At 71.2% G+C, this 24,487-nt stretch carries 22 protein-coding genes; 8 read left to right on the forward strand and 14 right to left on the reverse strand.

Annotated elements, in window-relative coordinates:
* Window position 1 precedes the first annotated feature (1 nt).
* Entirely contained in the window at window positions 2–1,009 is a 1,008-nt protein-coding gene (locus tag KIH74_RS16080) for a LysR family transcriptional regulator (RefSeq protein ID WP_308113814.1), read from the reverse strand.
* Window positions 1,010–1,449: 440 nt separating this feature from the next.
* Between KIH74_RS16080 and KIH74_RS16085 the strand changes: the two genes are divergently transcribed.
* Window positions 1,450–2,577, forward strand: coding sequence for a nitroreductase/quinone reductase family protein (locus KIH74_RS16085; protein ID WP_214156755.1), 1,128 nt, complete (start codon window positions 1,450–1,452; stop codon window positions 2,575–2,577).
* Window positions 2,578–2,640: 63 nt separating this feature from the next.
* On the opposite strand, the gene fdhA is transcribed toward KIH74_RS16085, so the two are convergent.
* Both fdhA and KIH74_RS16095 read right to left on the reverse strand, forming a co-directional pair.
* Window positions 2,641–3,858, reverse strand: a complete 1,218-nt coding sequence (fdhA, locus tag KIH74_RS16090) for a formaldehyde dehydrogenase, glutathione-independent (protein WP_214156756.1) — start codon at window positions 3,856–3,858, stop codon at window positions 2,641–2,643.
* 110 nt (window positions 3,859–3,968) lie between these two features.
* A complete protein-coding gene (locus tag KIH74_RS16095) occupies window positions 3,969–4,988 on the reverse strand; it encodes a 4-hydroxy-3-methylbut-2-enyl diphosphate reductase (protein WP_214156757.1) in 1,020 nt (339 codons plus the stop codon).
* 55 nt (window positions 4,989–5,043) lie between these two features.
* Here KIH74_RS16095 and xseA point away from each other — a divergent pair, with 55 nt between their 5' ends.
* Window positions 5,044–6,300 carry an exodeoxyribonuclease VII large subunit gene (xseA, locus tag KIH74_RS16100; protein ID WP_308113815.1) on the forward strand — a complete coding sequence of 419 codons (1,257 nt, stop codon included), beginning with the start codon at window positions 5,044–5,046 and terminating at the stop codon, window positions 6,298–6,300.
* A gap of 10 nt (window positions 6,301–6,310) precedes the next feature.
* On the forward strand, window positions 6,311–6,601 hold the full coding sequence (locus tag KIH74_RS16105) for an exodeoxyribonuclease VII small subunit (RefSeq protein WP_308113816.1): 291 nt from the start codon (window positions 6,311–6,313) through the stop codon (window positions 6,599–6,601).
* A gap of 7 nt (window positions 6,602–6,608) precedes the next feature.
* Here the strand turns inward: KIH74_RS16105 and KIH74_RS16110 are convergent, their stop codons facing one another.
* From KIH74_RS16110 to KIH74_RS16120, 3 genes are all read right to left on the reverse strand, one after another.
* Entirely contained in the window at window positions 6,609–7,142 is a 534-nt protein-coding gene (locus tag KIH74_RS16110; RefSeq protein ID WP_214156759.1) for a TetR/AcrR family transcriptional regulator, read from the reverse strand.
* A 25-nt stretch (window positions 7,143–7,167) separates the two neighbouring features.
* Window positions 7,168–7,821: a lysophospholipid acyltransferase family protein gene (locus tag KIH74_RS16115; protein WP_214156760.1), complete on the reverse strand. Its 654-nt coding sequence runs from the start codon at window positions 7,819–7,821 to the stop codon at window positions 7,168–7,170.
* Window positions 7,822–7,963: 142 nt separating this feature from the next.
* Window positions 7,964–8,605 carry a DUF4245 domain-containing protein gene (locus tag KIH74_RS16120; RefSeq protein ID WP_214156761.1) on the reverse strand — a complete coding sequence of 214 codons (642 nt, stop codon included), beginning with the start codon at window positions 8,603–8,605 and terminating at the stop codon, window positions 7,964–7,966.
* Window positions 8,606–8,743: 138 nt separating this feature from the next.
* Between KIH74_RS16120 and KIH74_RS16125 the strand changes: the two genes are divergently transcribed.
* The gene (locus KIH74_RS16125; RefSeq protein ID WP_214156762.1) at window positions 8,744–9,661 is read left to right on the forward strand and encodes a carbohydrate kinase family protein; all 918 of its coding nucleotides are present in this window, start codon (window positions 8,744–8,746) and stop codon (window positions 9,659–9,661) included.
* Window positions 9,662–9,667: 6 nt separating this feature from the next.
* Here KIH74_RS16125 and KIH74_RS16130 read toward each other — a convergent pair whose 3' ends face one another.
* Together KIH74_RS16130 and KIH74_RS16135 are read right to left on the reverse strand one after the other, a co-directional pair.
* Window positions 9,668–11,359: a fumarate hydratase gene (locus tag KIH74_RS16130; RefSeq protein WP_214156763.1), complete on the reverse strand. Its 1,692-nt coding sequence runs from the start codon at window positions 11,357–11,359 to the stop codon at window positions 9,668–9,670.
* Between the two features lie 55 nt (window positions 11,360–11,414).
* Entirely contained in the window at window positions 11,415–12,500 is a 1,086-nt protein-coding gene (locus KIH74_RS16135) for a hypothetical protein (RefSeq protein ID WP_214156764.1), read from the reverse strand.
* A gap of 378 nt (window positions 12,501–12,878) precedes the next feature.
* Between KIH74_RS16135 and KIH74_RS16140 the strand changes: the two genes are divergently transcribed.
* A complete protein-coding gene (locus tag KIH74_RS16140) occupies window positions 12,879–13,559 on the forward strand; it encodes a carbonic anhydrase (RefSeq protein WP_308113818.1) in 681 nt (226 codons plus the stop codon).
* A 126-nt stretch (window positions 13,560–13,685) separates the two neighbouring features.
* Complete coding sequence (locus tag KIH74_RS16145; RefSeq protein ID WP_214156765.1) at window positions 13,686–15,077, forward strand: class II fumarate hydratase; 1,392 nt, start codon at window positions 13,686–13,688, stop codon at window positions 15,075–15,077.
* A gap of 108 nt (window positions 15,078–15,185) precedes the next feature.
* Here the strand turns inward: KIH74_RS16145 and KIH74_RS16150 are convergent, their stop codons facing one another.
* The 4 genes from KIH74_RS16150 to KIH74_RS16165 form a co-directional block, all read right to left on the reverse strand.
* Window positions 15,186–16,451, reverse strand: a complete 1,266-nt coding sequence (locus tag KIH74_RS16150) for an aggregation-promoting factor C-terminal-like domain-containing protein (protein ID WP_214156766.1) — start codon at window positions 16,449–16,451, stop codon at window positions 15,186–15,188.
* A 321-nt stretch (window positions 16,452–16,772) separates the two neighbouring features.
* Window positions 16,773–17,534, reverse strand: coding sequence for an aggregation-promoting factor C-terminal-like domain-containing protein (locus KIH74_RS38640; RefSeq protein WP_214156767.1), 762 nt, complete (start codon window positions 17,532–17,534; stop codon window positions 16,773–16,775).
* Window positions 17,535–17,972: 438 nt separating this feature from the next.
* A complete protein-coding gene (phoH2, locus tag KIH74_RS16160) occupies window positions 17,973–19,310 on the reverse strand; it encodes an RNA 5'-3' helicase PhoH2 (RefSeq protein ID WP_372492078.1) in 1,338 nt (445 codons plus the stop codon).
* 359 nt (window positions 19,311–19,669) lie between these two features.
* A complete protein-coding gene (locus KIH74_RS16165; RefSeq protein WP_214156769.1) occupies window positions 19,670–20,437 on the reverse strand; it encodes an isoprenyl transferase in 768 nt (255 codons plus the stop codon).
* A gap of 202 nt (window positions 20,438–20,639) precedes the next feature.
* On the opposite strand from KIH74_RS16165, the gene trhA reads away from it, so the two are divergent.
* Window positions 20,640–21,395: a PAQR family membrane homeostasis protein TrhA gene (trhA, locus tag KIH74_RS16170; RefSeq protein ID WP_214156770.1), complete on the forward strand. Its 756-nt coding sequence runs from the start codon at window positions 20,640–20,642 to the stop codon at window positions 21,393–21,395.
* 18 nt (window positions 21,396–21,413) lie between these two features.
* Here the strand turns inward: trhA and abmR are convergent, their stop codons facing one another.
* A complete protein-coding gene (abmR, locus tag KIH74_RS16175) occupies window positions 21,414–21,959 on the reverse strand; it encodes an ATP-binding transcription factor AbmR (RefSeq protein ID WP_214156771.1) in 546 nt (181 codons plus the stop codon).
* 158 nt (window positions 21,960–22,117) lie between these two features.
* Here abmR and KIH74_RS16180 point away from each other — a divergent pair, with 158 nt between their 5' ends.
* Complete coding sequence (locus tag KIH74_RS16180; RefSeq protein ID WP_214156772.1) at window positions 22,118–22,369, forward strand: DUF397 domain-containing protein; 252 nt, start codon at window positions 22,118–22,120, stop codon at window positions 22,367–22,369.
* 9 nt (window positions 22,370–22,378) lie between these two features.
* On the opposite strand, the gene KIH74_RS16185 is transcribed toward KIH74_RS16180, so the two are convergent.
* Window positions 22,379–24,469, reverse strand: coding sequence for a thioredoxin domain-containing protein (locus tag KIH74_RS16185; RefSeq protein ID WP_214156773.1), 2,091 nt, complete (start codon window positions 24,467–24,469; stop codon window positions 22,379–22,381).
* Window positions 24,470–24,487: the final 18 nt, after the last annotated feature.

Below are 24,487 nucleotides of genomic sequence, written 5' to 3' on the forward strand. Positions count from 1 at the left end.
CTCACAACGTCCCCCAGTCCCGCGCCGCCCGCAGCAGGTGCTCGCGCACCAGGCCGAGCGGCTGGGCATCGTCCTCCCCGGTGCGCCAGGCCAGGTGCACGGTGTTCAGGGGCAGCTCCTCGCCCCGGTGCAGCACCTGCACGCTCGCGGCCTCCAGGGCCGGGCGGGCGATGTAGCGGGGCAGCACGCTGATCCCCGTGCCCGCCGTCACGGCTGCGAGCACCGCACGCAGGTCCGGCACGGTCAGGGCCACGCGGTTGGGCGGCCGGTGCCCGAAAAGGGTCAGCCAGTAACGCCTCACGATGGGCAGATCCCCTGAGTACGCCACCAGCGGCAGATGGGCCAGAGCCTTGACCGGTTCGGTGGCCAGCTCCGCCGGGTCGATCGAGCGGGCGTGCGCGGCGGTGCCGATCAGGAGAAACTCCTCATCCACCAGCGGCACCGCCGTCACACCGGTCAGCTTGGGGCGGATCGCCGAAATCACCAGGTCCAGCGGACTTTCCAGGCGCCCGCCCGCCCTCACGCACCCACCCGGCCCCGGGCGTCCACCGGATCGCTGGCCCTCGTCCCACCCAGAATCCTTATCAGGCAATGGATTCGCGCCGGACGCCAGATCCGCCAGCAGCTCGTGCGCCTGCCCCAGCCGGATGTCCAGCCGCAGTCCCGCCCCGAGCAGCGGTGCGAGGGCGGGCAGAACCCGCAGCGAAACGATCTCGGCCGGCCCACCCAGCCGCAACTCCCCCGAAAGCACGCGCACGCCAGAGGGCCGCATCACCTCACGTAACCGCCCCAGCGGCTCACCCACCCGGGCCGCCAGGCGCTCGGCCTCCCCGGTCGGCCGGGTCCCCCGCCGCGAGCGCTCGAACAGCCGCACCCCCAGCCTGGCCTCCAGCCGCGTGATCCGGTCGGTCAGGGCGGGCTGCGACACACCGAGCTCCGCAGCCGCCGCGGTCATCGAGCCACGCTGGTAGACCCGCATGAAGGCGTCCAGCAAGTCCAGTTCCTGCACGCGTTCCATCATAGAAAAACTGATGACGACGATCCGCTCTGACCGCGCACCGCAGGACCGGAACCGATACGACTGGACCAGCTCGACGACGAGCGCACGACCACCGAATTCCACCGAACACCCAGCACAGCACACGACAACACTCACCAGCACCCGACAGCATCCGGCCGATGCACCCGTGCCGACAGCCCGGCATCACCACGGCCAGACGGCCCGACGGCCAGACGGCTCGACGGCTCACGGCTCGACGGCTCACGGCCCGACAGCTCACGGCCCGACAACTCACGGCCCGACAACTCACGGCCCGACAACTCACGGCCCGACAACTCACGGCCCGACAACTCACGGCCCGACAACTCACGGCCCGACAACTCACGGCCCGACAACTCACGGCCCCACGGCCCACGGCACGATGCGCACCGGCCGGCGAAAGGAACGACGTGGCAAAGATCCTGATGGTGCTCAGCTCGGCCGACAGCCTGACGCTGGCCGACGGCACCTCGCACCCCACCGGCTACTGGGCCGAGGAGGTCGTGCGCTCGCACCAGGTGCTCACCGAGGCCGGCATCGCGGTCGACATCGTCACGCCCGGCGGTCGCCCGGCCGTCCCGGACCAGGGCAGCCTGGCCGCGGATGCCCCGGAGACGGCGGGGTTCCGGCAGTACCTGGACGGCATCAAGGACCAGCTGGACCGGCCGAAAGACCTGGCCAAGGTGTCCGGCGCCGACTACGACGGCGTCTACCTGCCCGGCGGGCACGCCCCGATGACCGACCTCACCGACAACCGCGACCTCGGCCGCATCCTCACCCGGGCCCTGCGCAAGGACCAGGTGGTGGCCAGCCTCTGCCACGGCGCGGCCGGCCTGCTCAGCGCCGACGACACCACCGGCTTCCCCTTCGCCGGGCTGCGGATCACCGCCTTCACCGACGAGGAGGAGAACCAGGGCGGGCTGGGCGATCGCTCGCCGTGGTTCCTGGCCACCCGTCTGGCCGAGCGCGGCGCCGTGCTGGAGACCGGCCCGGCCTGGAGCGACACGGTCGTGGTGCAAGGAAAGCTGATCACCGGGCAGAACCCGCAGTCCAGTGTCAGCACCGCCCGGGCCGTGGTGGAGGCGCTGAAGGACATCCCGAACGGCACCGCGCTCGATCTGCACGGCGCCGCCCACATCCAGCGCTACCGCGAGACCGGCGGCGCCGACGGGCACGACTGGCGCTACGGCACCCAGATCCTGCTGCTCGACAGCATCGGCAACAAGTCCGGCCAGCAGCGCACCCACGCCCTGATCTACCGGCCGTGGAACGGCGCCTACCTGGTGGTGGCGTCGGCCGGCGGCACCGACGCCCCGCCCGCCTGGTCACTCAACCTCCAGGCCCGGCCGGACACCCGGATCCAGGTGCGGGACCAGATCATCCCGGTGCGGGCCCGCGTGGCCACAGCCGCGGAGAAGCCCGCGATGTGGGCCGAGATGGTCGACGCCTGGCCGGACTACGACAACTACCAGGAGCGGACCGACCGCGAGATCCCGATCGTGGTGCTGGAGCCGACGGGTGAGCCGCGCCCTGCCTGACCCGTCGTCCACCAGCAGTGAACCCCCGGGTGGCCGCCCCGAGAAGTCGACCACCCGGGCGGCTCAGGCCGCCACCGTGCCGTGCGGATCGATGACGTACTTGCGCGCCGCGCCCTGGTCGAACTCGGCGTAGCCCTGCGGGGCCTCGTCGAGCGAGATCACGGTCGCGTTCACTGCCTTCGCGATCTGCACCTTGTCGTGCAGGATCGCCTGCATCAGGCCGTAGTTGTACTTCATCACCGGGCACTGGCCGGTGACGAACGACAGCGACTTGGCCCAGCCGGTGCCGAGCGAGAGCGACAGCGCGCCGACCTTCGCGGCGTCGTCCACGCCCCCGGGATCACCGGTGACGTAGAGGCCGGGGATGCCGAGCGCCCCGCCCGCCGCGGTGATCTCCATCAGCGAGTTCAGCACCGTGGCGGGTGCCTCCCCGGACGAGCCCTCCCCGTGCCCGCGGGCCTCGAAGCCGACGGCGTCCACCCCGCAGTCCACCTCGGGAACCCCGAGGATCTGGAGAATCTGCTCCTTCGGGTCGCCCTTCGACACGTCCACCGTCTCGCACCCGAAACTCGCCGCCTGGGCCAGCCTCTCGGCGTTCAGGTCACCGACGATCACCACGGCCGCACCGAGCAGCTGGGCCCCGGCCGCGGCGGCCAGGCCGACCGGCCCGGCACCCGCGACGTACACCGTGGAGCCGGGTTTCACGCCGGCCGAGACCGCACCGTGGTAGCCGGTCGGGAAGATGTCCGAAAGCATGGTCAGGTCGGTAAGTTTCGCCAGGGCCTGATCCCGGTCCGGGAAGCGCAGCAGGTTGAAGTCCGCGTAGGGCACCATCACGTACTCGGCCTGACCACCGACCCATCCGCCCATGTCGACGTAGCCGTAGGCCGCGCCGGGACGGGCCGGGTTCACGGTCAGGCAGATCCCGGTCTTGCCCTCCTTGCAGTTGCGGCACCGCCCGCAGGCGATGTTGAAGGGCGCGGACACCAGGTCACCGACCTTGACGAACTCCACGTCCGGGCCGGCCTCCACCACCTCCCCGAGGATCTCGTGACCGAGCACGAGGTTGCGCGGGGCGGTGGTGCGACCACGCACCATGTGCTGGTCGCTGCCACAGATGTTGGTGGTGGCGACCTTGAGAATCACACCGTGACCGCATTTTCGGCCGATGTTGTCCGGATGCACGCCCGGACCGTCCTGGAGTTCCAGCTTGGGGTAGTCGATGTCCTGGACCTCGACCTTGCCGGGTCCCGTGTACGCAACGCCTCGGTTGCCTGCCATCTGCGATCAACCTCTTCGTCGAACGACGCCAGGTGAACGCTCCCCATCAGAACACGGCAAAACGGGTTGCGCCCCCTCCGAACGGAGAGGGCGCGACCGGAAAGAGCGGGTCAGTCCTGCTGGGCCGCGGCCTTGGCCTTCATGTCGCGACGGATCTCGCGGGGCAGCGAGAACAGCAGGTCTTCCTGCGCGGTCACGACCTCCTCGGTGCGCCCGTAACCCCGCTCGGCCAGCCAGGCCAGCACGTCCTGCACCAGGATCTCCGGCACCGAGGCGCCGGAGGTGACACCGACCGTGTTCACGCCCTCCAGCCAGGACTCGTCGATCTCCGCGGCGAAGTCGATGCGGTGCGAGGCCCGGGCGCCGTACTCCAGCGCCACCTCCACCAGGCGCACCGAGTTGGACGAGTTGCGCGAGCCGACGACGATGACCAGGTCGGCCTCCGGCGCGATCTTCTTCACCGCGACCTGACGGTTCTGCGTGGCGTAGCAGATGTCGTCGCTCGGCGGGTTCTGGAGGTTGGGGAACTTCTCCTTGAGCCGCCGCACCGTCTCCATCGTCTCGTCGACCGAGAGCGTGGTCTGCGACAGCCACACCACCTTGTCGGGGTCGCGCACCTCGATGCCGTCGACGTCGTCGGGAGAGTTCACCACCTGGATGTGCTCGGGCGCCTCGCCGGCGGTGCCCTCGACCTCCTCGTGACCGGTGTGGCCGATCAGCAGGATGTCGAAGTCGCCCCGGGCGAACCGGACGGCCTCCTTGTGCACCTTCGTGACCAGGGGGCAGGTGGCGTCGATGGTGTGCAGCTGACGGCGGTCGGCCGCCTCACGCACGGCGGGCGACACGCCGTGGGCGGAGAACACCACGATGGCGCCCTCGGGCACGTCGTCGGTCTCCCCGACGAAGATCGCGCCCTTGTTCTGCAAAGAGGTGACGACGTGCCGGTTGTGCACGATCTCCTTGCGCACGTACACCGGGGCTCCGTGCACCTCCAGGGCCTTCTCCACCGCGAGGACGGCCCGGTCGACGCCGGCGCAGTAGCCGCGCGGCGAGGCCAGCAGCACCCGCTTGGTGTCGGCGGGCGCGCCGTCGGGAGTGGGGGCCGGGGAGGCGATGCTCGATGCGGTCACGCCCCCATGGTAAGTGGCGAATCCCTGGGCCCGAGGGTCGGCTAGCGTGAACCGGGTGAGCGACACACCCCGGAAGATCCCGGCCACGGCGGGTGAGACCACAGCGGAACATCCCTGGCCGGTGCGGCTGCTGTCGTCCAAGCTCACCGACTATGTGGCCAGGTCACCGGCGGTCTGGGTGGAGGGCCAGGTGGTGCAGCTCACGCGCAGACCCGGACAGACCACCTGCTACCTCACCCTGCGTGATCCGGACGTGGACCTGTCGTTCAGCGTGAGCACGCACGTGCGGGTGCTCGACGCCCTGCCCACCCCGTTGCGCGACGGCTCCCGCGTGGTCATGCGGGCCCGGGCCCAGCTCTATCCGCGCCGCGGGTCGCTCAGCCTGTTCGCCGAGCAGATCCGCCCGGTCGGGGTCGGCGAACTGCTCGCCCAGCTGGAGCACCTGCGCCGGCTGCTGGCGGCCGAGGGCCTGTTCGCCGCCTCGCGCAAGCGCGCGCTCCCGTTCCTCCCCCGCACCGTGGGCCTGATCTGTGGACGCGCGTCGGCGGCGGAACGGGACGTGGTCGAGAACGCCAGGCGACGCTGGCCCGCCGTCCGCTTCGACATCCGGGCGGTCGCGGTGCAGGGCCCGAAGGCGGTGGAGGACGTCGTGGGGGCGCTGCGGGCGCTCGAGGCCGATCCGGACGTCGATGTGATCGTGATCGCCCGGGGCGGGGGCTCGGTCGAAGACCTGCTGCCGTTCAGCAACGAGGCCCTGCTGCGGGTGGTCTCGGCCTGCCGCACGCCGATCGTCAGCGCGATCGGGCACGAGGTGGACAAGCCCCTGCTCGACGACGTGGCCGACCTGGCGGCCTCCACCCCGACCGACGCGGCCAAGCGGATCGTGCCGGACGTGGAGGCCGAGCTGGACGGCATCCGGCAGACCCGGCTGCGGGCCCGGAACGCCCTGCGGGCGCGCATTCTCGGCGAGCTCGGCACCGTCGCCGCCCTGCGCTCCCGGCCGGTGCTGGCCGACCCGCACCGCCTGCTCACCGCCCAGGCCGATCTGGTCGCCGGGCAACGGGAACGGGCCGCCCGGGCTCTGCGCAACCGGCTGTCGCACGCCCACCAGGACGTGGACCACCTGCGGCAGCGGGTGCGGGCGCTGTCGCCGATGCAGACCATGGCCCGCGGCTACGCGGTGGTGCAGCTGGCCGACGGGCAGGTGGTGCGCTCCCCGGCCCAGGCCCCGGCCGGCGAGCCCCTGCGCGTCCGGGTGCACGAGGGCGAGTTCGCCGCCCGCGTGACGACACCCGCCGACAACACGCCCTAGGCTCGGTGACGTGACCCCGCCCCGTCAGAAGAAGACCGCCCCGGAGGAGACCGGCCCGCCCGACCTGGCCGCGCAGGAGGCAGCCGCCCTGGACGCCGAGCTGGCGGAGCTCTCCTACGAGCAGGCCCGTGACGAACTGGTCGTCGTGGTGCGCCGGCTGGAGAGCGGCGCGGAGACCCTGGAGGAGTCGCTGGCCCTGTGGGAACGCGGCGAGGCCCTGGCCCGGCGCTGCGAGACCTGGCTGGCCGGCGCCCAGGCGAAACTGGATGCCCGGCAGCCCGCTACGGACCAGGACGGCTGAGCCGCTCTCAGGCCGGCAACTGCCCCCGCACCGCCCGCTCCACCAGTCCCCCGATCCCGGCGTCGAGCCCCATCGGCTCCAGAGTGAGATCGGCCGCGACCGTCGCGATGCCGTGCACATGGGTCCACAGCAGCACACCGCGCTCGCGGGCGTCGTCCATGGTCGGGTACCCGGCGGTGATCACCCCGACGAGCTGCCCGAGCAACGGCACCGACAGCTCACGCAACGCGTAACCGCTGCCGGAAAGCAGGTCGTGCCGGAAGATCAGGCGGAACATGCCCGGCCGTTCCCGGGCGAACCCGACGTAGGCGTGGGCCGCCGCGAGCAGGCGCTCCGGCACCGGGCCGGCCGCGTCCAGCGCCTCGGTCAGCACCGCGGTCAGGTCGCCCAGCCCCTCCCGGGCGATCGCGGCCAGCAGTTGCTGACGTGTGGGGAACCAACGGCGCGGCGCTCCGTGCGAAACCCCTGCCCGACGGGCGATCTCGCGTAGCCCGAGGCTCTCCGGGCCGGAGGTCTCCAGCAGCTCGACCCCGGCCCGCACCAGCCGTTCTCTCAGGCCGTTCCCCTCAGCGGACAGTGTTCTTCACCGAGGCCGCGTAGACGTCGACGTACTCCTGATCGCCCCGGGCCGCCAGGGTCTGCATCAGCTCGTCGGTGAGTTGCCGCACCAGCTGCCGGTTCTTGCCCTGCCCGTGATGCGCGGACAGGTCCATCGGCGGGCAGAAGGTGACCCGCACGCGTCCCGGCCGCCAGATCCGGGTGCCCGGCGGGTTCACCCGGTCGGTGCCGCGCAGCACCACCGGGATCACCGGCGCCCCGGTGTCGAGCGCCACCCGGATCGCCCCGGTCCTGCCCCGGTGCAGACGCCCGTCCGGCGAGCGCGTGCCCTCCGGGAAGATGCCCCAGACCCCGCCGTCGGCAAGGATTTTCCTGGCCCGGGCGAGAGAGGACACGGCCTGCGCGGGGTTGGAACGGTCGACCGGGATCTGCCCGGCCCGGACGAAGAACCAGCGCCGGCAGCGCCCGGTCAGGCCACGCCCGGTGAAGTACTCGCTCTTGGCCAGGAAGGTGACCCGGCGGCGCGAGGTCAGGACGAGGAACAGCGAGTCGGAGAACGACAGGTGGTTCGGGGCCAGGATCGCCGCCCCCTCCCGCGGCACGTTCTCCAGCCCTTCGACCACCGGGCGGCCGAACAGCCACACGAACGGTGCCAACAGCACCCTGAACACCCTGAACCCCACGGCGCCTCCTGGCGGACGATTGCGTAGACACTGTCTACGCGAGACGGCGCGTCAGGGCAAGGGCCAAAACAAATGGACGACGCCGGGCCCGTCCGGCCCGGCGTCGTCCATTGATTGAAGGTCAGTCCAGCTCGGCCGCCACAGCGGTGGCGAACTCGTCCATCTCCGTCTCGCTCGCGGTTCCGGTGACCACGGTGGTGATGCCGTCGTCACCGCGGTTCACCAGGCTGATGGTGCCCCGGTCCTCCCGGCTGCGCACCACCCACTGCACCCCACCGATCGACTCGGTGCCGTTCTCCTGCCCGTCGGTGACCTGACGCGACTCCCAGGCCTTGGTGACGTCCTCGGCCTGCTGGATGCCGGCATAGGTTCCGGTCGGGGTGGTGAAGGTGAGCTGCCAGGTGGCGATTCCGTCGGTGGTGCCGCTCTCCAGCCCGGCGGCGCGGGCGGTCCAGCCGTCCGGCAGGTCCGGGTTCACCGGGTCGAACCCGAGCGTCCCCTTGGCGCCCAGGGCGGCCGAGGAGACATCGATGTTGTGCTCCGGCACCTTGTTCGGGCGGGGCACGATGAGCAGCAGCAGAAGCACGATGCCGACGATCACGGCCATCGAGATCAGCATGTCTTGCGGGCGGGTGCTGAGCGACTTGCGCCGGTGCTCCGCACTGCGCTCGGCGGCCGAGCCGACCGCCTGCGCGCCCGGCGCCGACGGGGCGGGCGACGGCGACGTGTCGGCGGGACTGCTGGGGCTGGGCGTCTCGGTCACTCCCCTATGGTCGCGCTCCGGCCCGGCAAACGCGTAACCGGGTGGCCCCCGACGCGCCCCCCATGATCATCGAACGCCCGGGGCCTTAGCCTGGGGCAGACCCGAGGGGGTCTTCGAAGGCATCGCGAGGAGGCGGCTGTGGACGAGGTTCTGGTCATCGGTGAAGCACTGGTCGACATCGTCACCGCCCCGGGGAAGCCACCGGCCGAGCATCCTGGCGGCAGTCCTGCCAACGTTGCCATCGGTCTGGCCAGGCTCGGGATCGACACCCGTCTGCTGACCAGAATCGGGGACGACGCACGCGGCCGGCAGATCGCGGCGCACCTGCACGACTCCGGTGTCGGCCTGGTCGAGGGCTCGGTCACCGCCGGCGCCACCTCCACCGCCACCGCCCGGCTCGACGCGCAGGGGGTGGCCAGCTACGAGTTCGCCCTGGACTGGGCCCTGCCGCGCAGGAGCATCGAGAACGTCCGGGCCGTGCACACCGGCTCGATCGGCGCCACTCTCGCCCCCGGCGGTGACGAGGTGCTGCGCACGATCGAGGAGAACGCCGGCCGCGTCGTCATCTCGTACGACCCGAACGCCCGCCCCGCGCTGATGGGCTCGCGGGAACAGGCGCTGGAACGGATCGAGCGGATCGTGCGCGCCGCCGACGTGGTGAAGGTCAGCGACGAGGACCTGGACTGGCTGCTCCCGGGCGTGGACCCGCTCCAGGTGATCGAGAACTGGCGGGCGGCCGGACCGGCCCTGGTCGTGCTGACCCGGGGCGGTGAGGGTGCGGTGGGGGTGCTGGCCTCCGGCCTGGTCGAGGTGCCGGCGCCGAAGATCGCCGTGGCCGACACCGTCGGGGCGGGTGACGCGCTGATGGCCGGGCTGCTCGACGGCCTGGACCGGGCCGGCCTGCTCACCCCGTCGGCCGTCGGCGACCTGCGCACCAGGTCCGCCGCCGACCTGGCCCCCCTGCTCGCGCACGCGGTGAAGGTGGCCGCCCTCACCTGCACCCGGGCCGGCGCCCAGCCCCCGACCCGCTCGGAACTGGACGCCTGGACGCCGTGAGCGGGCTCAGCCCTTCAGCTCCAGCCCGGGGCGGCGCTGGATGGTCATCGCCATCGGCTTGGTCACCTCGGCGAAGAAGTCGTTGCCCTTGTCGTCCACCACGATGAACGCCGGGAAGTCCTCGACCTCGATCTTCCAGACCGCCTCCATGCCCAGCTCGGCGTACTCCAGCACCTCGACCCGGCGGATGCAGTCCTGCGCCAGCCGGGCGGCCGGGCCGCCGATCGAGCCCAGGTAGAACCCGCCGTGGGCGTGGCAGGCATCGGTGACGGCCTTGGACCGGTTGCCCTTGGCCAGCATCACCATCGAGCCGCCGGCGGCCTGGAACTGCTCGACGTAGCTGTCCATCCGCCCGGCGGTGGTGGGGCCGAACGAGCCGGAGGCGTAACCCTCCGGGGTCTTGGCCGGGCCGGCGTAGTACACCGCGTGGTCGCGCAGGTAGGAGGGCATCTCCTCACCGGCGTCCAGGCGCTCCTTGATCTTGGCGTGCGCGATGTCCCGGGCCACCACCAGCGGCCCGGTCAGCGAGAGCCGGGTCTTCACCGGGTATTTCGTCAGCTCGGCGCGGATCTCGGCCATCGGCCGGTTGAGGTCGACCTGCACCACGTCGTCGTTCAGGTGCTCGTCGGTGGTCTCCGGCAGGTACTGCGCCGGGTCGGTCTCCAGCTGCTCCAGGAAGATTCCCTCGGCGGTGATCTTCCCGAGCACCTGACGGTCGGCGCTGCACGAGACCGCGATGGCCACGGGGCAGGACGCACCGTGCCGGGGCAGGCGCACCACCCGCACGTCGTGGCAGAAGTACTTGCCGCCGAACTGCGCGCCGATCCCGAACTGCCGGGTCAGCTCCAGCACCTGGAGCTCCAGGTCGAGGTCGCGGAAGGCGTGCCCGGTGGCCGAGCCCTCGGTGGGCAGGTTGTCCAGGTACTTCGCGCTGGCGTACTTGGCTGTCTTCAGGGCGAACTCGGCACTGGTGCCGCCGACCACGACGGCCAGGTGGTAAGGCGGGCAGGCCGCGGTGCCGAGCGAACGCAGCTTCTCGTCCAGGAACTTCATCATCCCGGCCGGGTTCAGCACGGCCTTGGTCTCCTGGTAGAGGAACGACTTGTTCGCGCTGCCACCGCCCTTGGCCATGAACAGGAACTTGTAGGACGCCTCGTGCCCCGGCTCGGTGTCGGCGTACAGCTCGATCTGCGCGGGCAGGTTGGAACCGGTGTTCTTCTCGTCCCACATGGTCAACGGCGCCATCTGCGAGTAGCGCAGGTTCAGGCGGGTGTAGGCGTCGAACACGCCCCGGCTGAGCGCCTGTTCGTCGCTGACCGCCCCGGGCGCCGTGAGCACCTGGGTGCCGCGCTTGCCCATCACGATCGCGGTGCCGGTGTCCTGGCACATCGGCAGGATGCCGCCGGCCGAGACGTTGGCGTTGCGCAGCAGGTCGAGGGCGACGAAGCGGTCATTGGGGCTGGCCTCCGGATCGTCGAGGATGCGGGCCAGCTGGGCCAGGTGCGCCGGGCGCAGGTAGTGCGCGATGTCATGCATGGCGGTGTCCGCGAGCAGCGTCAGGGCCTGCGGCGCCACCTCCAGGAACTGCCGGCCCCCGGCCTCGATGGTGCGGATCCCGTCGGTTCCCAGCAACCGGTACGGCGTCTGGGTGTCCGGCGCGGTCGGGAGCAGGTCGGAGTACGCGAACTCAGTGGCCATGGCCACATCGTAGGCACGGCCGCCGCCTGACCGGACAGGTGGCACGTGCAAGCCGTCACACCGGCGCCGCGACCACCGTGATCACCCGGTCGATCTCCTCGATGATGGCCCGGGTGGGGGCGCCCGACGAGGCGATCCGGCGGATCTCCAGCAGCTTGTTCAGGGTCGCCCGGTCGGCCTGCGCCAGCACCTCCTCGGCCCGCTTCTCGGCCAGCTCGCGCTGCGCCTCCTCGTGGTTCACCTGGCCGCCGTTGAACAGCGTCTCCAGCGCCGCCATCAGCCGGGACAGCACGCCGTGCACCACGTCGGCCGCGAAGCCGCCGATCAGCGCGACCGCCGGCCGGGCCAGCCCGGAGAGCCCGTCGTCACCGTTGCCCAGCGGGATCAGCTCGGCGATCACCAGCCCGGACGCCATGCCGAGCAGGATCCGCTGGAGGAAGGTGTGGTCGAACTCCGGGTCGTAGCTGCCCCGGGCCACCTCCCGCCCGGCGCGGTAGACGGCGGTCAGCCCGGCCCCCAGCGCGGCGGCGGTGAGCAGGAACAGCTCGCGCAGCAGGAGCGCCGCGAAATCCGGCTCCCGGTAGGTGTATCCGGCACTCACCCGGCGCGCCTCCGGCACCGCGGCCAGCAGCACGAAGGCCACCAGGAACACCACGGTCGCGGTCATCAGCCAGCGCACCAGGGGCACGGTGCTGCCGGCCGGGGGCACGACGGTCTTCTTCGGCGTGCGGGACGAGGAGGCGGGGCGGCCCTGACGCGGGATCTGCCCGCCCGGGCGGGGTGGCCGCCGGCCCTCCCGGTAGTCGTGCAGAAGCTCCAGGGTGGCCGGGCGGGCCGGGGCCACCACCCGGCTGAGCTCCCGGTGCGCCCGCACCAGGGCCTCGGTCGCGAGCATCCGGTCGGAGTCCGTCGGCGGGGTGTTCCACCCGTCGCCGTTCAGGTCGACCACGGTGCGGTCGCGCACCGCCTCGAACATCCAGGCCTGCGGCGCCGGGGTGAGTCCCAGGTCCAGGACGTGGGCCAGCATCACCTCGACCTGCCGGCGCAGACGGTCGACTTCCTGTCCCTTACCCGCCTCGACGTTCCCCAGGGCGGTCAGTGTCGTCTCCGGAACCATCACGTCCCCTTTCACAGGCTCCATGGGTCACTGAACGTAAGGGATCGGTAGCGGATTGTTTCGCATCTTTGGAGTGGGCCGACGAAAGTAAGGCGTTCGGTCCACACCTGCATCCCCCTGGCCAGCCCCTCCACAAAGGTCCCCCATCGTCCCAACCGCACCGCATGGCGCAGGAGATGGGCGCGAAAGCTGGCATCCCGGCATGTCGTAACGTCTTGTCGGGTCATCAGGGGACACGGCGCGCGTGTCGCAATCCGGCGTGTCGGCGTGTCGCGCCCCGAATCGGCACTCTCTGCACGATTCAGATGCGCAGTTGATAGCTCACTGTTGTCCGGGGGCAACCGTGGGGAAGAATCCCCTTGCCGGCTCCACACGGGGTCCGGCACAGGCGACGATGAGGGTGTGAGTACGAACATGGGACCGACCGACAGCACCGGCATCGACCTGCCCGATGCGGCCGGCAGCCTGGCCGAACTCCTGGACGGCAACCGCCGTTTCGTGCTGGGTGACGCTCTGCACCCGAACCAGGACGTGCACCGGCGCGCCACCCTGGCCTCCGGGCAGCGGCCGTTCGCCCTGATCTTCGGCTGCGCGGACTCCCGGGTGGCCGCCGAGATCATCTTCGACCGCGGCCTGGGCGACCTGTTCGTGGTGCGCACCGCCGGCCACGTGGTCGACAACGCGGTGCTCGGCTCGATCGAGTTCGGGGTCGAGGTGCTCGGCATTCCGCTGGTGATCGTGCTGGGCCACGACAGCTGCGGCGCGGTGACGGCGACCATGAACGCCCATGACAGCGGCACCATGCCCTCCGGCTACCTGCGCACCGTGGTCGAGATGCTGAGCTCCAGCGTGATCGGCGCCCGTCAGCGCGGGCACGGCGAGATCAACGAGATCGTCGCCGAGCACGCCGTGCAGGTGGCCCAGGAACTGCCGGAGCGCTCCAGCGTCATCGGCCGCCGGGTGGCCGAGGGCAAGCTGGCCATCGTCGCCATGGAGTACGCCCTCTCCGACGGCGCGGTGCAGGTGCTGAGCAGCACCATCCCCACCCCCGAGCTCGAGGCGCCCGACCCCCAGGTGGCCTGATCCGGTCCGACCATGGACGACGCCCAGACCGCTTCACCGTGATCCGGCACGTTCTCCCCCGGCCCGTCCGGGGAGAACGTGGGACCCGGGTGGCTCCGCACCCGCCCGCGGGGCGAGGATCGGGGCATGGCCAACGAAGACATGCGCGTCGAACACGACACGATGGGCGAGGTACTGGTGCCCGCGGACGCCCTGTGGGGAGCCCAGACCCAGCGCGCCGTGGACAATTTCCCGATCAGCGGGGTCCGGATCGACCCGGCGGTGATCTCCGCGCTGGCGTTCGTCAAGGCGTCGGCTGCCCGGGTGAACGCCGAGCTCGGCGTGGTGCCGAAGGAGATCGCCGAGGCGGTGGCCGCGGCCGCCACCCGGATCGCCGGCGGTGAGCACGCCGACCAGTTCCCCATCGACGTGTTCCAGACCGGCTCCGGCACCTCGACCAACATGAACGTGAACGAGGTGGTGGCCACCCTGGCGAGCCGCGAGCTCGGCCAGAAGGTGCACCCGAACGACCACGTCAACGCCTCGCAGTCGTCCAACGACACGGTGCCGACGGCCGTGCACGTGGCCGCGGCCGCCGCCGTGGTCAACGATCTGCTGCCGGCACTCGACCTGCTCGCCTCGTCGTTCGAGAACCTGTCCGGCCGCACCCAGCACGTGGTGAAGGCCGGCCGCACGCACCTGATGGACGCCACCCCGGTCACCCTCGGCCAGGAGTTCGGCGGCCACGCGGCGCAGGTCCGGCGCTCGATCGAGCGGATCATCGACACCGTGCCCCGGGTGGTGGAGGTGCCGCTGGGCGGCACCGCGACCGGCACCGGCATCAACACCCCGCCCGGCTTCGCCGTCGGGGTGATCGCGGATCTGTCTGTCAGCACGGGACTTCCGATCACCGAGGCCCGGGACCACTTCGAGGCACACGGTTCCCGGGACGCCCTGGTCGAGTTGTCCGGCGCACTGCGCACTCTCGCGGTCAGCCTGACCAAGATCTGCAACGACCTGCGCTGGATGTCGTCCGGCCCGAACGCCGGGCTGGGCGAGATCCACCTGCCCGATCTCCAGCCCGGCTCGTCGATCATGCCGGGCAAGGTGAACCCGGTGATCCCCGAGGCCGTGCTCCAGATCTGCGCCCAGGTGATCGGGCACGACGCCACCCTGGCCTGGGCCGGGGCCAGCGGCAACTTCGAGCTGAACGTGATGGTGCCGGTGATCTCCCGCTCGCTGCTGGAGCAGATCCGGTTGCTGACCCGGGGCTCGGTGCTGCTGGCCGAGCGGGTCGTGGACGGGATCGAGCCGGACGAGCGCCGGGCTCGCGAGCTGGCCGAGTCGTCGCCGAGCATCGTCACCCCGCTGGCCCGGCCGCTGGGCTACGAGGCCGCCGCGAAGATCGCGAAACACGCCGTGGCCGAGCGGATCACGATCAAGGCCGCGGCCGTGGCCCTGGGCGTGGTGGAGCGCGGCGAGCTGACGGAGCAGCAGCTGGACGAGCTGCTCGACGTGAGCACGATGACTCACCCGTGACCTGTATCAGCGGCCGGTCGCCGAGGCTCTCCTCGGTGTGATCGGCGCAAACGCCGAACGGCGTCCTCGGGGGGAGGACGCCGTTCGTGCGGTTGTTCGACGGGGCGATCAGTACCAGCCGACGGACTGGCTGTGCGCCCAGGCACCGCACGGGGTGCCGTAGCGCTCGGCGATGTAGTCGAGGCCCCAGCGGATCTGCGTGACCGGGTTGGTCTGCCAGTCGGAACCGGCGCTGGCCATCTTGCTGCCGGGCAGCGACTGCGGAATACCGTAGGCACCGGACGAGGCGTTGGTGGCCTGGTAGTTCCAGCCGCTCTCCTTGGTCCAGAGCGAGTCCAGGCAGCTGAACTGCGACGAGGACCAGCCGCGGTCGGCGAGCAGCAGCTTGGCCGCGGACTTCGGGTCGCGCTGCGCGTTGCGCAGGGCCTTCTCGCGGCGCTCCGCGGCGGCCTTGATCCGGTCGGCGGCGGCCTTGGCCTGCTTGTACTGCGACAGGGCGGCCTTCGCCTTGGCGGGCGAGGCGTCCTTCACCGAGGCCTTGAGGTCCTCGGCCTCCTCGGCCTTGTCCTGTGCCTCCTTCAGGGCGGCGGCGGTCTCGGCCTCTTCGTCGTCCAACGCCTGCTGCTCGGCGGCGGTGAGCGCGAAGGCCGACGAGGCGGACGAGCTGTCGCTGTCGATCGGCGAGGCGTTGCCGGCGAGCTGGGTGACCGCGACGCCCTCGGCGCCCACGACGAGCGCCATGACCAGCAGCCGGGCCGCGGTGGACTTGCCGCCGCCGAACAGCCGCCGCGGTGAGCTCTCGGGCGCCTGCTGCACGGGGCGGCCGGCGGTCTTGGCGCGGCGGGGGTCGGCCTCGACACCGTCGGTGGTGAGGTCGAGACCCCACTCGGCCGGGTCGACGCCGGCTGCGGCCGGTGCGCGGAACTCGATCGGTGCGGTGGGCGGCTGCGGGGCCTGGCCGCCCTGCTGGCGTTCCGGCGCCGGGATGGCGATCGGCACCAGCGGGGGCCGACGGTCGGGCTGCCGGAAGGCGTCTTCGGAGACCGGGCGCGGCACCGGCATGTCGATGCCGGCGGGACGCCACGGGTCGGTCTGCGGGATCGGCAGGACGGCGGGAGTGGGGGCCACCGCGACCGGGTAGCGCGCCTGGAGGGTGGAGCGGCGCGTGGCCTCGGGACTGCGCATGGCGCTGGCCGGGGCCGGGGGCCGCTGCCGGCCGGCGGGCGCCCCGGTGGGGCGGCTACCGCTGGGGCGGCTGTTGCTCGGCCCGCCGGAACCGCTGCCCGGGCGTCGTGCTGCGGCACGGGCCTCGGCCCTGCGCAGCTCCGACCGCTTGGGGAAGCTCTTGGTCTCGCCTCGGACCGAGGTGGGCACCCCTCCTGTGCTCAACCACGCGTCCGCGAGGTCTTCATCGTTTTCAGACCCAACGGTTGCCGTCACGCGGACTACCGTGGCGAATCGGAACGACGAGCACAAGTCCCCTGGTGAGGGTTAATAAAGGTTTGACACCGATCAGACGTACAAATCTACCCTGCGTCAGGCGCCCCCACAGAGGGTGATTCCACCCGGCTCGCCCGGAACGCAGAGCCGGGCCGGGCGTCCCCCGAGGGGGGATGCCCGGCCCGGCCCGCCGGAGGGTCCGTGACGCAGATCGATACCAGCCGGTGGCCAGATCAGTACCAGCCGGTGGCCAGATCAGTACCAGCCGGTGGACCGACTGTGCGCCCAGGCGCCGCACGGGCTGCCGTAGCGGTCCTCGATGTAGTTCAGGCCCCACTTGATCTGGGTGGCCGGGTTGGTGCGCCAGTCCTTGCCCGCCGTGGCCATCTTGCTGCCAGGCAGCGACTGCGGGATGCCGTAGGCCCCGGAGGAGGAGTTGGCCGCGGTGTGCCGCCAGCCGCTCTCCTTGTTCCACAGCTTGACCAGGCAGGTGTACTGGCCGGACTTCCAGCCGCGCTGGGCCACCATCACCTTGGCGATGGCCCGGGAGGAGCGCGGAGTGCTCCGGGACGCCTTCTTGCGGGCCTGCTCGCGGCGCTTCTGCGCGGCGGCCTTCTTCTTGGCGGCGGCCTTCTTCGCCGCGGCTTTCTTCTGCGCGGCCTTCTTCTGCGCCGCCGTCTTCTCCGCGGCCGTCTTCTCCGCGGCCAGCCGGACCTGGGCGGCCAGCCGGATCTCGGCCAGGGCGGGGGTCTGCACCGCGGTGCGCAGACCGATCCGCGGAACCGTGGCGACCGCGCCGCCGGCGAGGGTGGCGCTGGTGAGAGCGGTACCGCCGGAGGTGCCGGTGGAGCTGTAGATCGTGCTGCCGGTCAGTTCGATCCGGCCGGTCAGGTCCAGTTCGGCGCCCTGAACGGCGCCGGACGAGGCCTGGGAGTGCGGGGCGGTGGCGAGCGAGGCGCCGGAAACGGCTCCGAGGAGCACGACCACCGAGAGGGTGCGCAGGGCGCTGGGAACCACGAAGGGCCTTTCGACGGTACGCCCCGGGTGACGGCGCAACTGACTCACACCGCTCCGGGCCCGCCGGTACCCAGGTTCGGCACCGCACTGACACCACAGGGGCCCGCGGGATCCGACCGGAAGACCACCACCGGGCGGGCCCGGCACATCCGTTCGTCACCCACAGGAGCGGGGTGCTGACGGACCCACCGTGCAAGCCGTCACCCTCAGGAATCAAACGAATCACATGGGTGTGATTGCTCTGCGTCGATTTTGGTGACACTTCTATTACCCAGGGTGGGCTTTGTGACAGTCCTCACGCACGATCGGGTGGAGTTCCTGATTCGTCGGTCAATCCCTTCCGGCACAACGGTTTCCAAGATTCACAACGCACCGCGGCCCGGCCGGGAACGCCCGGCCGGGCCGCGGTCATGATCACCAGCAGTCAGCGACGTGATGTCACGGGACCAGGTTCTCCAGCAGTTCGGTCACCAGCGCCGCCACCGGCGAACGCTCCGACCGGGTGAGCGTGACGTGGGCGAACAGCGGGTGCCCCTTCAGCGCCTCGATCACCGCCGCGACCCCGTCGTGCCGCCCCACCCGTAGGTTGTCGCGCTGGGCCACGTCGTGGGTGAGCACCACCCGGGAGTTCTGCCCGATCCGGGAGAGCACGGTCAGCAGCACGTTGCGCTCCAGCGACTGCGCCTCGTCGACGATCACGAAGGCGTCGTGCAGGGAACGGCCGCGGATGTGGGTGAGCGGGAGCACCTCCAGCATGCCCCGGGCCATCACCTCCTCGACCACCTCGGGCGCGACCAGCGCGCCGAGGGTGTCGAAAACCGCCTGGGCCCAGGGGTTCATCTTCTCCGACTCGGACCCGGGCAGGTAGCCGAGCTCCTGGCCGCCGACCGCGTAGAGCGGGCGGAACACCATGATCTTGCGGTGCTGCCCGCGCTCCAGCACGGCCTCCAGCCCGGCGCACAGGGCCAGCGCCGACTTACCGGTGCCGGCCCGGCCACCCATCGACACGATGCCGATCTCGGAGTCGAGCAGCAGGTCGATGGCGATGCGCTGCTCGGCGCTGCGGCCGTGCACCCCGAACACCTCGCGGTCGCCGCGCACCAGCTTGACCTTCTTGTCCGGCGTGACCCGGCCCAGCGCCGACCCGTTCGGCGAGACGATCACCAGCCCGGTGTGACAGGGCAGATCGCGGGCCATGTCCACGTCCAGCGTCTCGCCCGCATACAGCGCGCCCACCTCGGTGGCGTCCAGCTCCAGCTCGTCCAGCCCGGTCCAGCCCGAGTCCACGGCCAGACCTGCCTGGTACTCCTCCGCCGCCAGCCCGATCGCCGAGGCCTTGATCCGCATCGGCAGGTCTTTGCTGACCAGCGTCACCGAGCTGCCCTCGGAAGCCAGGCTGCGGGCCACCGCCAGGATCCGGCTGTCGTTGTCGGTGCTGCGGAAACCGTCTGGCAGCACGGCCAGATCGGCGTGGTTGAGCTCGACCCGGAGCGTGCCCCCGGCCTCCCCGATCGGCATCGGCGCGTCCAGCCGCCCGTGCCGGATCCTCAGGTCGTCGAGCAGACGCAGGGCCTGACGCGCGAAGTACCCGAGCTCGGGGTGGTTGCGCTTCCCCTCGAGCTCGGTGATCACGACGACGGGGAGAACGACCTCGTGCTCGGCGAAGCGGTGGATCGCCTTCGGGTCGGACAGCAGGACGGACGTGTCGAGCACGAACGTCCTCCCCGCTGAAGCCGCAGGCTCGCTGGCAGAGGTCTGGGTGAAACTACCGGGCAATGCCACGGTGAACTCCCCTCGCTGGAGGACTACGAGCGCCTCGCCTGGCAACGACGTATTGCCTGGCGGCATGCGACGCTACGCGGAGGTACCACCGTCGCTATCCGGACCGCCCGCCGTCAACCGTTTGCACGTAAACGGCTTTGACGTGACGCGTGACGAAGCCGACGGCCAATCACGGATCGATATCCGCGTTATCACACCCAGGTTACGAGTCCCTGACCAGAAGGCCGTGGCCCTGGTCGCACGGACCGAACAGGGCGGCAGGTCAATACCGGCGAGGGATGGGGATTTCCAAAAAAAATAATGGACGACGGAGAGCCCGCACGGGCTCTCCGTCGTCCATTATTGTGGGTTGTCTAAGCCCCGTAACGGCGCTCGCGCTGGGCGTACTGCCGCAGGGCCCGCAGAAAGTCGACCTTGCGGAAGTCGGGCCACAGCGCCTCGCAGAACGAGAACTCGCTGTGCGCGCTCTGCCAGAGCAGGAAGCCGGACAGACGCTGCTCGCCCGAAGTGCGGATGACCAGGTCCGGATCGGGCTGGCCCTTGGTGTAGAGGTGCTCGGCGATGTGGTCGACGTCGAGGATCTCGGCGAGCTCCTCGATCGTGGTGCCGCGCGCGGCGTGGTCGGACAGCAGCGAGCGCACCGCGTCGGCGATCTCGCGGCGGCCGCCGTAGCCGATCGCGATGTTCACCATGCGCGGGCAGCCGACCTCGCGGGTCTGCTCCTCGAGTTCCTTGAGCCGGCCCGAGGTGGCCGCGGGCAGCAGGTCGAGGGCGCCCACCGGGTGCACCTGCCAGCGGCCGGTGGCCGCGATCTCGCCCGCGACACCCTCGGAGATCTGGAACAGCGCGGAGAGCTCCTCGGGCGAGCGCCCGGTGAGGTTGTCGGTGGACAGCAGCCACAGCGTGACCACCTCCACGCCCACCTGGTCGCACCAGCCGAGGAACTCGAGAATCTTGGCGGCACCGGCCCGGTGGCCGCCGCTCGCGTCGAGCCCGGAGTTCTTGGCCCACCGCCGGTTGCCGTCGAGGATGACCCCGATGTGACGGGGAATCGCCTGAGGCGACAGGCCTGCCAAGACGTTTCGCTGATAGGCCCGGTAGACCAGCTGGCGCAGTCCCATGAGCCTCACGCTATCGCTGTCTTGAGGGTGGGTTGTAGCGAAGTGCCCGTTCTTCAAGCTGTCGGCGCATTCTCGAAACCTGAAAGTGACATCCATCCGGCCGTGCACGGGACCTATGACCACGTCAAGGGGACTGGACCCCCGAAATGCCGAGTGGTTCGCCCACCGCCAATCTCCAGGAAGGCGGTCTACTCTCGGTGCGATGACGGATCACGCAGGCGGTGACAACCAGGACGAGCGCCTCCCCCGCACGGGGCGCGAGCTGATCGACTCCGGCCGGGAACGGATCGGCCGCATCGAGGAGACGATCGAGAACAAGCTCACCGAGCTGAAACCCCGGCTACGGGGCTGGCTGCACGTCGGCACCTTCCCGCTGGCCGTGCTGCTCGGTGCCACTCTGGTGATCCTGGCCCCCGACGAGCGCACCCGGGTGTCCACCGCGATCTTCGCCGTCACCGCCTCGATGCTGTTCGGCGTCAGCGCGCTCTACCACCGCGGCGACTGGGGCCCCCGGGCCAGCTCGGTGCTCAAGCGGCTCGACCACGCCAACATCTTCCTGATCATCGCGGGCACCTACACCCCGTTCAGCGTGCTGCTGCTGCCCTCCGGCCCGGCCCGCACCCTGCTGTGGATCGTCTGGACCGGCGCCCTGCTCGGGGTGGCGTTCCGGGTGCTGTGGGTCGGTGCCCCGCGCTGGCTCTACGTGCCGGTCTACATCGCCCTGGGCTGGGTGGCCCTGGCCTACGTGCCGCAGCTGCTGCACGGCGGCGGCTGGACGGTGTTCGCGCTGGTGGTGACCGGCGGCGCGCTCTACACCGTCGGGGGCGTGGTCTACGGGCTGAAGCGGCCGAACCCGAGCCCGCGCTGGTTCGGGTTCCACGAGGTGTTCCACGCCTTCACGGTGCTGGCGTTCCTGGCCCACTTCACCGGGATCAGCATCGCCGCGTTCAACGCCTGAGGTTCCGGCGTCCGTGGCTCAGTTGGCCGGGCCGGACCGGCGCACCTTCTCCACCGCCTCCATCGCCGAGCGCAGGTCGGTGAGCCAGGTCGAGGTGTTGTCGCCGACCAGCCGCACGCACCAGGCCAGCGCGTGGGCCCGCGAGCGCGCCACGCCGGCCTCCACCAGCGTGTCGAGCACCAGACGCTCGGGCTGACGCAGCCGGGTCATCACCGGCACGGCCAGGCTGGTGAACACCTCGGTCTCGCCGCCACAGGTGACGGCCCAGGCCACCTTTCGCCCGAAGCGGTGTTCCGCCTCGCGGGCCACCTGGATCCGGCGGTCGCGGGTCTCGTCGCGGAACCGGGCGATGCCACCGGCGATCGCCTCGGCCCGGGCGGCCGCGGCCGCGTCGTCCTTCTCCGGCTCGTCCGCCACGCCTTTCAGAGCCGGCACGCCTTCCGGGGCCGGCACGGTGAGCCGGACCAGGATCTCCTCCCGGTCGGTGGTCACCTCGGCGGCGGGCTCGTTCCATTCGGCCGGCAGTCGGGCGCCGAACCAGGCCTTGATCGCATCTGTGCTCATGTAGCGATGATTACTCGCTTGCATACCTCGTGCAAGCGAGTAATCACGACTTCGCGCTGGGCAGATGCGAGCACGCCGCGCTGCCCTCGCACGGCATCGATGTCACGGGCGTTCATCGAACCGGCCTGCCTGCGCAATCAGAGCGCTACCCTGTGCACATGACCACACAGCGCAGCGGCAAGGTCACAGATCTGCGTGTTGCGATCGATCCGGCCACCACCACCTGGGTGCCCGGCCGCTCCCAGGAGGGGCTCGACGACCGGCTCGAGGTCGCCGTGCTGGAGCCCGGCGACCGGGTGGCCGTGCGTGACACCGCCAACCCCGCCGGGCCGGCCCTGGTGTTCAGCAGCGCCGAGTGGCAGGGCCTGCTCAGCGGCCGGCCCAGCCTGGTCGACCTGCGCCGTTCCTGAGGGTCGGCGCTAGTTCTGCGGCCCTAGCCGGCGCTCCAGTTCCTCCGCCGTCGTCACCGGCAACTGGCACACGAACTCCCGGCACACATAAGCGCGGGCCTCGCCGAGCGGGGCCGTCTCCCGACCAGCCAGCAGCGGCACCCCCGGCGCGTCCGGCCGCCCTGCGCTGACCACCACCCCCGGCGCGGGCGAGGCCAGAGCGGCCAGGCGCAGATCCCTGAAGTTCGGGGTGTCGTCGTCCCCGACGATCGCCACCTCACGCGGACCGTCCAGCCGGGCCACCGACACCGCCAGCGCCCAGCCGAACGCCTGCGGCGCGCGCCCACCGACCGCCCCGCAGGCGGCCAGACACCGGTCGGCCGCCTCCCGGGCCCGGTGCGAACCGGTCAGCGCGGCATACGAAAGCAGAGCGCCGGCCGCGGCCGAGGCACCGGAGGGATACGCGTTGTCGGTCGGGTCGGCCGGGCGGCGCAGGGCGAGCAGGGCCTGATCGGTCGCGTCCTTCGCCGTGTCGTGCACCCCGTCCTCGTCGATGAACTGGGCCATCACCACCTGGAGCAGATTGCCGGCGGTGGCCAGCCAGCGCACCTCACCGGTCACGTTGTGCAGGGTGAGCAGTCCCTCGGCCAGGTCGGCGTAGTCCTCCAGCACTCCGGCCGACGCCCCGTGCGCGCCGTGCCGGCTCACCCGGTACAGCCGCGGCACCACGCCGGAACCGTGAATGTGCACGCGCAGCACCAGATTCGCGATCCGCTCGGCGGCCGTCACCAGGTCGGGGCGGTTCAGCAGCGCACCGGTCTCGGCCAGCGCGGCGATCGCCAGGCCGTTCCAGGCCGCCACCACCTTGTCGTCGCGGCCGGGCTGGGGGCGGGCCGCCCGCACCAGGCGCAGCTTCTCCCGCAGGCTCTGCCAGCGGGCCGCCGTGAACGGGTCGGCCCAGACGTCGTGGCTGAGCTGGGCGGTGGAGGTGCCGCGCTCGAAGGTGCCGGGCCGGCCCACGCGCAGCAGGGCCGCCGCCCAGGCGCCGTCCTCCGGGCCGAGGTGGGTGAGCAGGTCCTCGGGGGTCCACACATAGGTGCGGCCCTCCTCGCCGTGCCTCTCGCCGGTCTCCTCGTCCACCACCTCGGTGTCGGCGTCGAGCGACGAGGCCAGGCCGTGCTCCTCGGTCAGCAGCTCGGAGAGCATCCAGTCGCAGGTCTCCAGCGCGATCCGCGAGCCCACCTGCTCACCGGTCAGCCGCCACCAGTGCAGGTACACCCGGGCCAGCTGGGCGTTGTCGTAGAGCATCTTCTCGAAGTGCGGCACCACCCACCCGGCGTCCACGCTGTAGCGGGCGAAACCGCCTGCCACCTGGTCGTACATACCGCTGCGCGCCATCGCCCGCAGGGTCCGCCCGGCCAGGTCGCGGGCCGCCCGTCCGCCCGGGGTGGCCGGCTGCGCGGCGGCGTGCCGGATCAGGAACTCGGTCACCATGGACGGCGGGAACTTCGGGGCGCCGCCGAACCCGCCGTGCACCGGGTCCTCGGCCGCGACCAGTTTCTCCAGGGCGTGGGTGATCGTGGTGTCGTCCGGCGGCAGGGCCCCGGCGCCGGCCGGGATGGCCTGGTCGGCCAGGGCCCGGGCGATCCGGTCGCCGGCCTCCTTCACCTCGTGACGACGCTGCCGCCAGGTGTTCGAGACCGCCGTCAGCAGCTGCCGGAACGAGGGCAGCCGGCCGTGCGGCACCGGCGGGTAGTAGGTGCCCGCGTAGAACGGCGTGCCCTCCGGGGTGAGGAACACCGTCATCGGCCAGCCGCCCGAGCCGTTCAGCGCCTGGGTCGCCGCCATGTAGGTGGCGTCCACGTCGGGCCGTTCCTCGCGGTCCACCTTGACGTTGACGAACAGCACGTTCATCAGGTCGGCGACCTCCGGGTCCTCGAAGGACTCGTGGGCCATCACGTGACACCAGTGGCAGGCGGCGTAACCGACCGACAGCAGCACCGGGCAGTCCCGGCGGGCGGCCTCGGCGAAGGCCGCCTCACCCCACTGCCACCACTCGACCGGATTGTCCTTGTGCTGCAACAGGTAGGGGCTGGTCGCGTACTCCAGTCGGTTCGCCACGCAGCCTAAAGTCTCACG

It is taken from the genome of Kineosporia corallincola, assembly GCF_018499875.1.
GTDB classification, from domain to species: domain Bacteria; phylum Actinomycetota; class Actinomycetes; order Actinomycetales; family Kineosporiaceae; genus Kineosporia; species Kineosporia corallincola.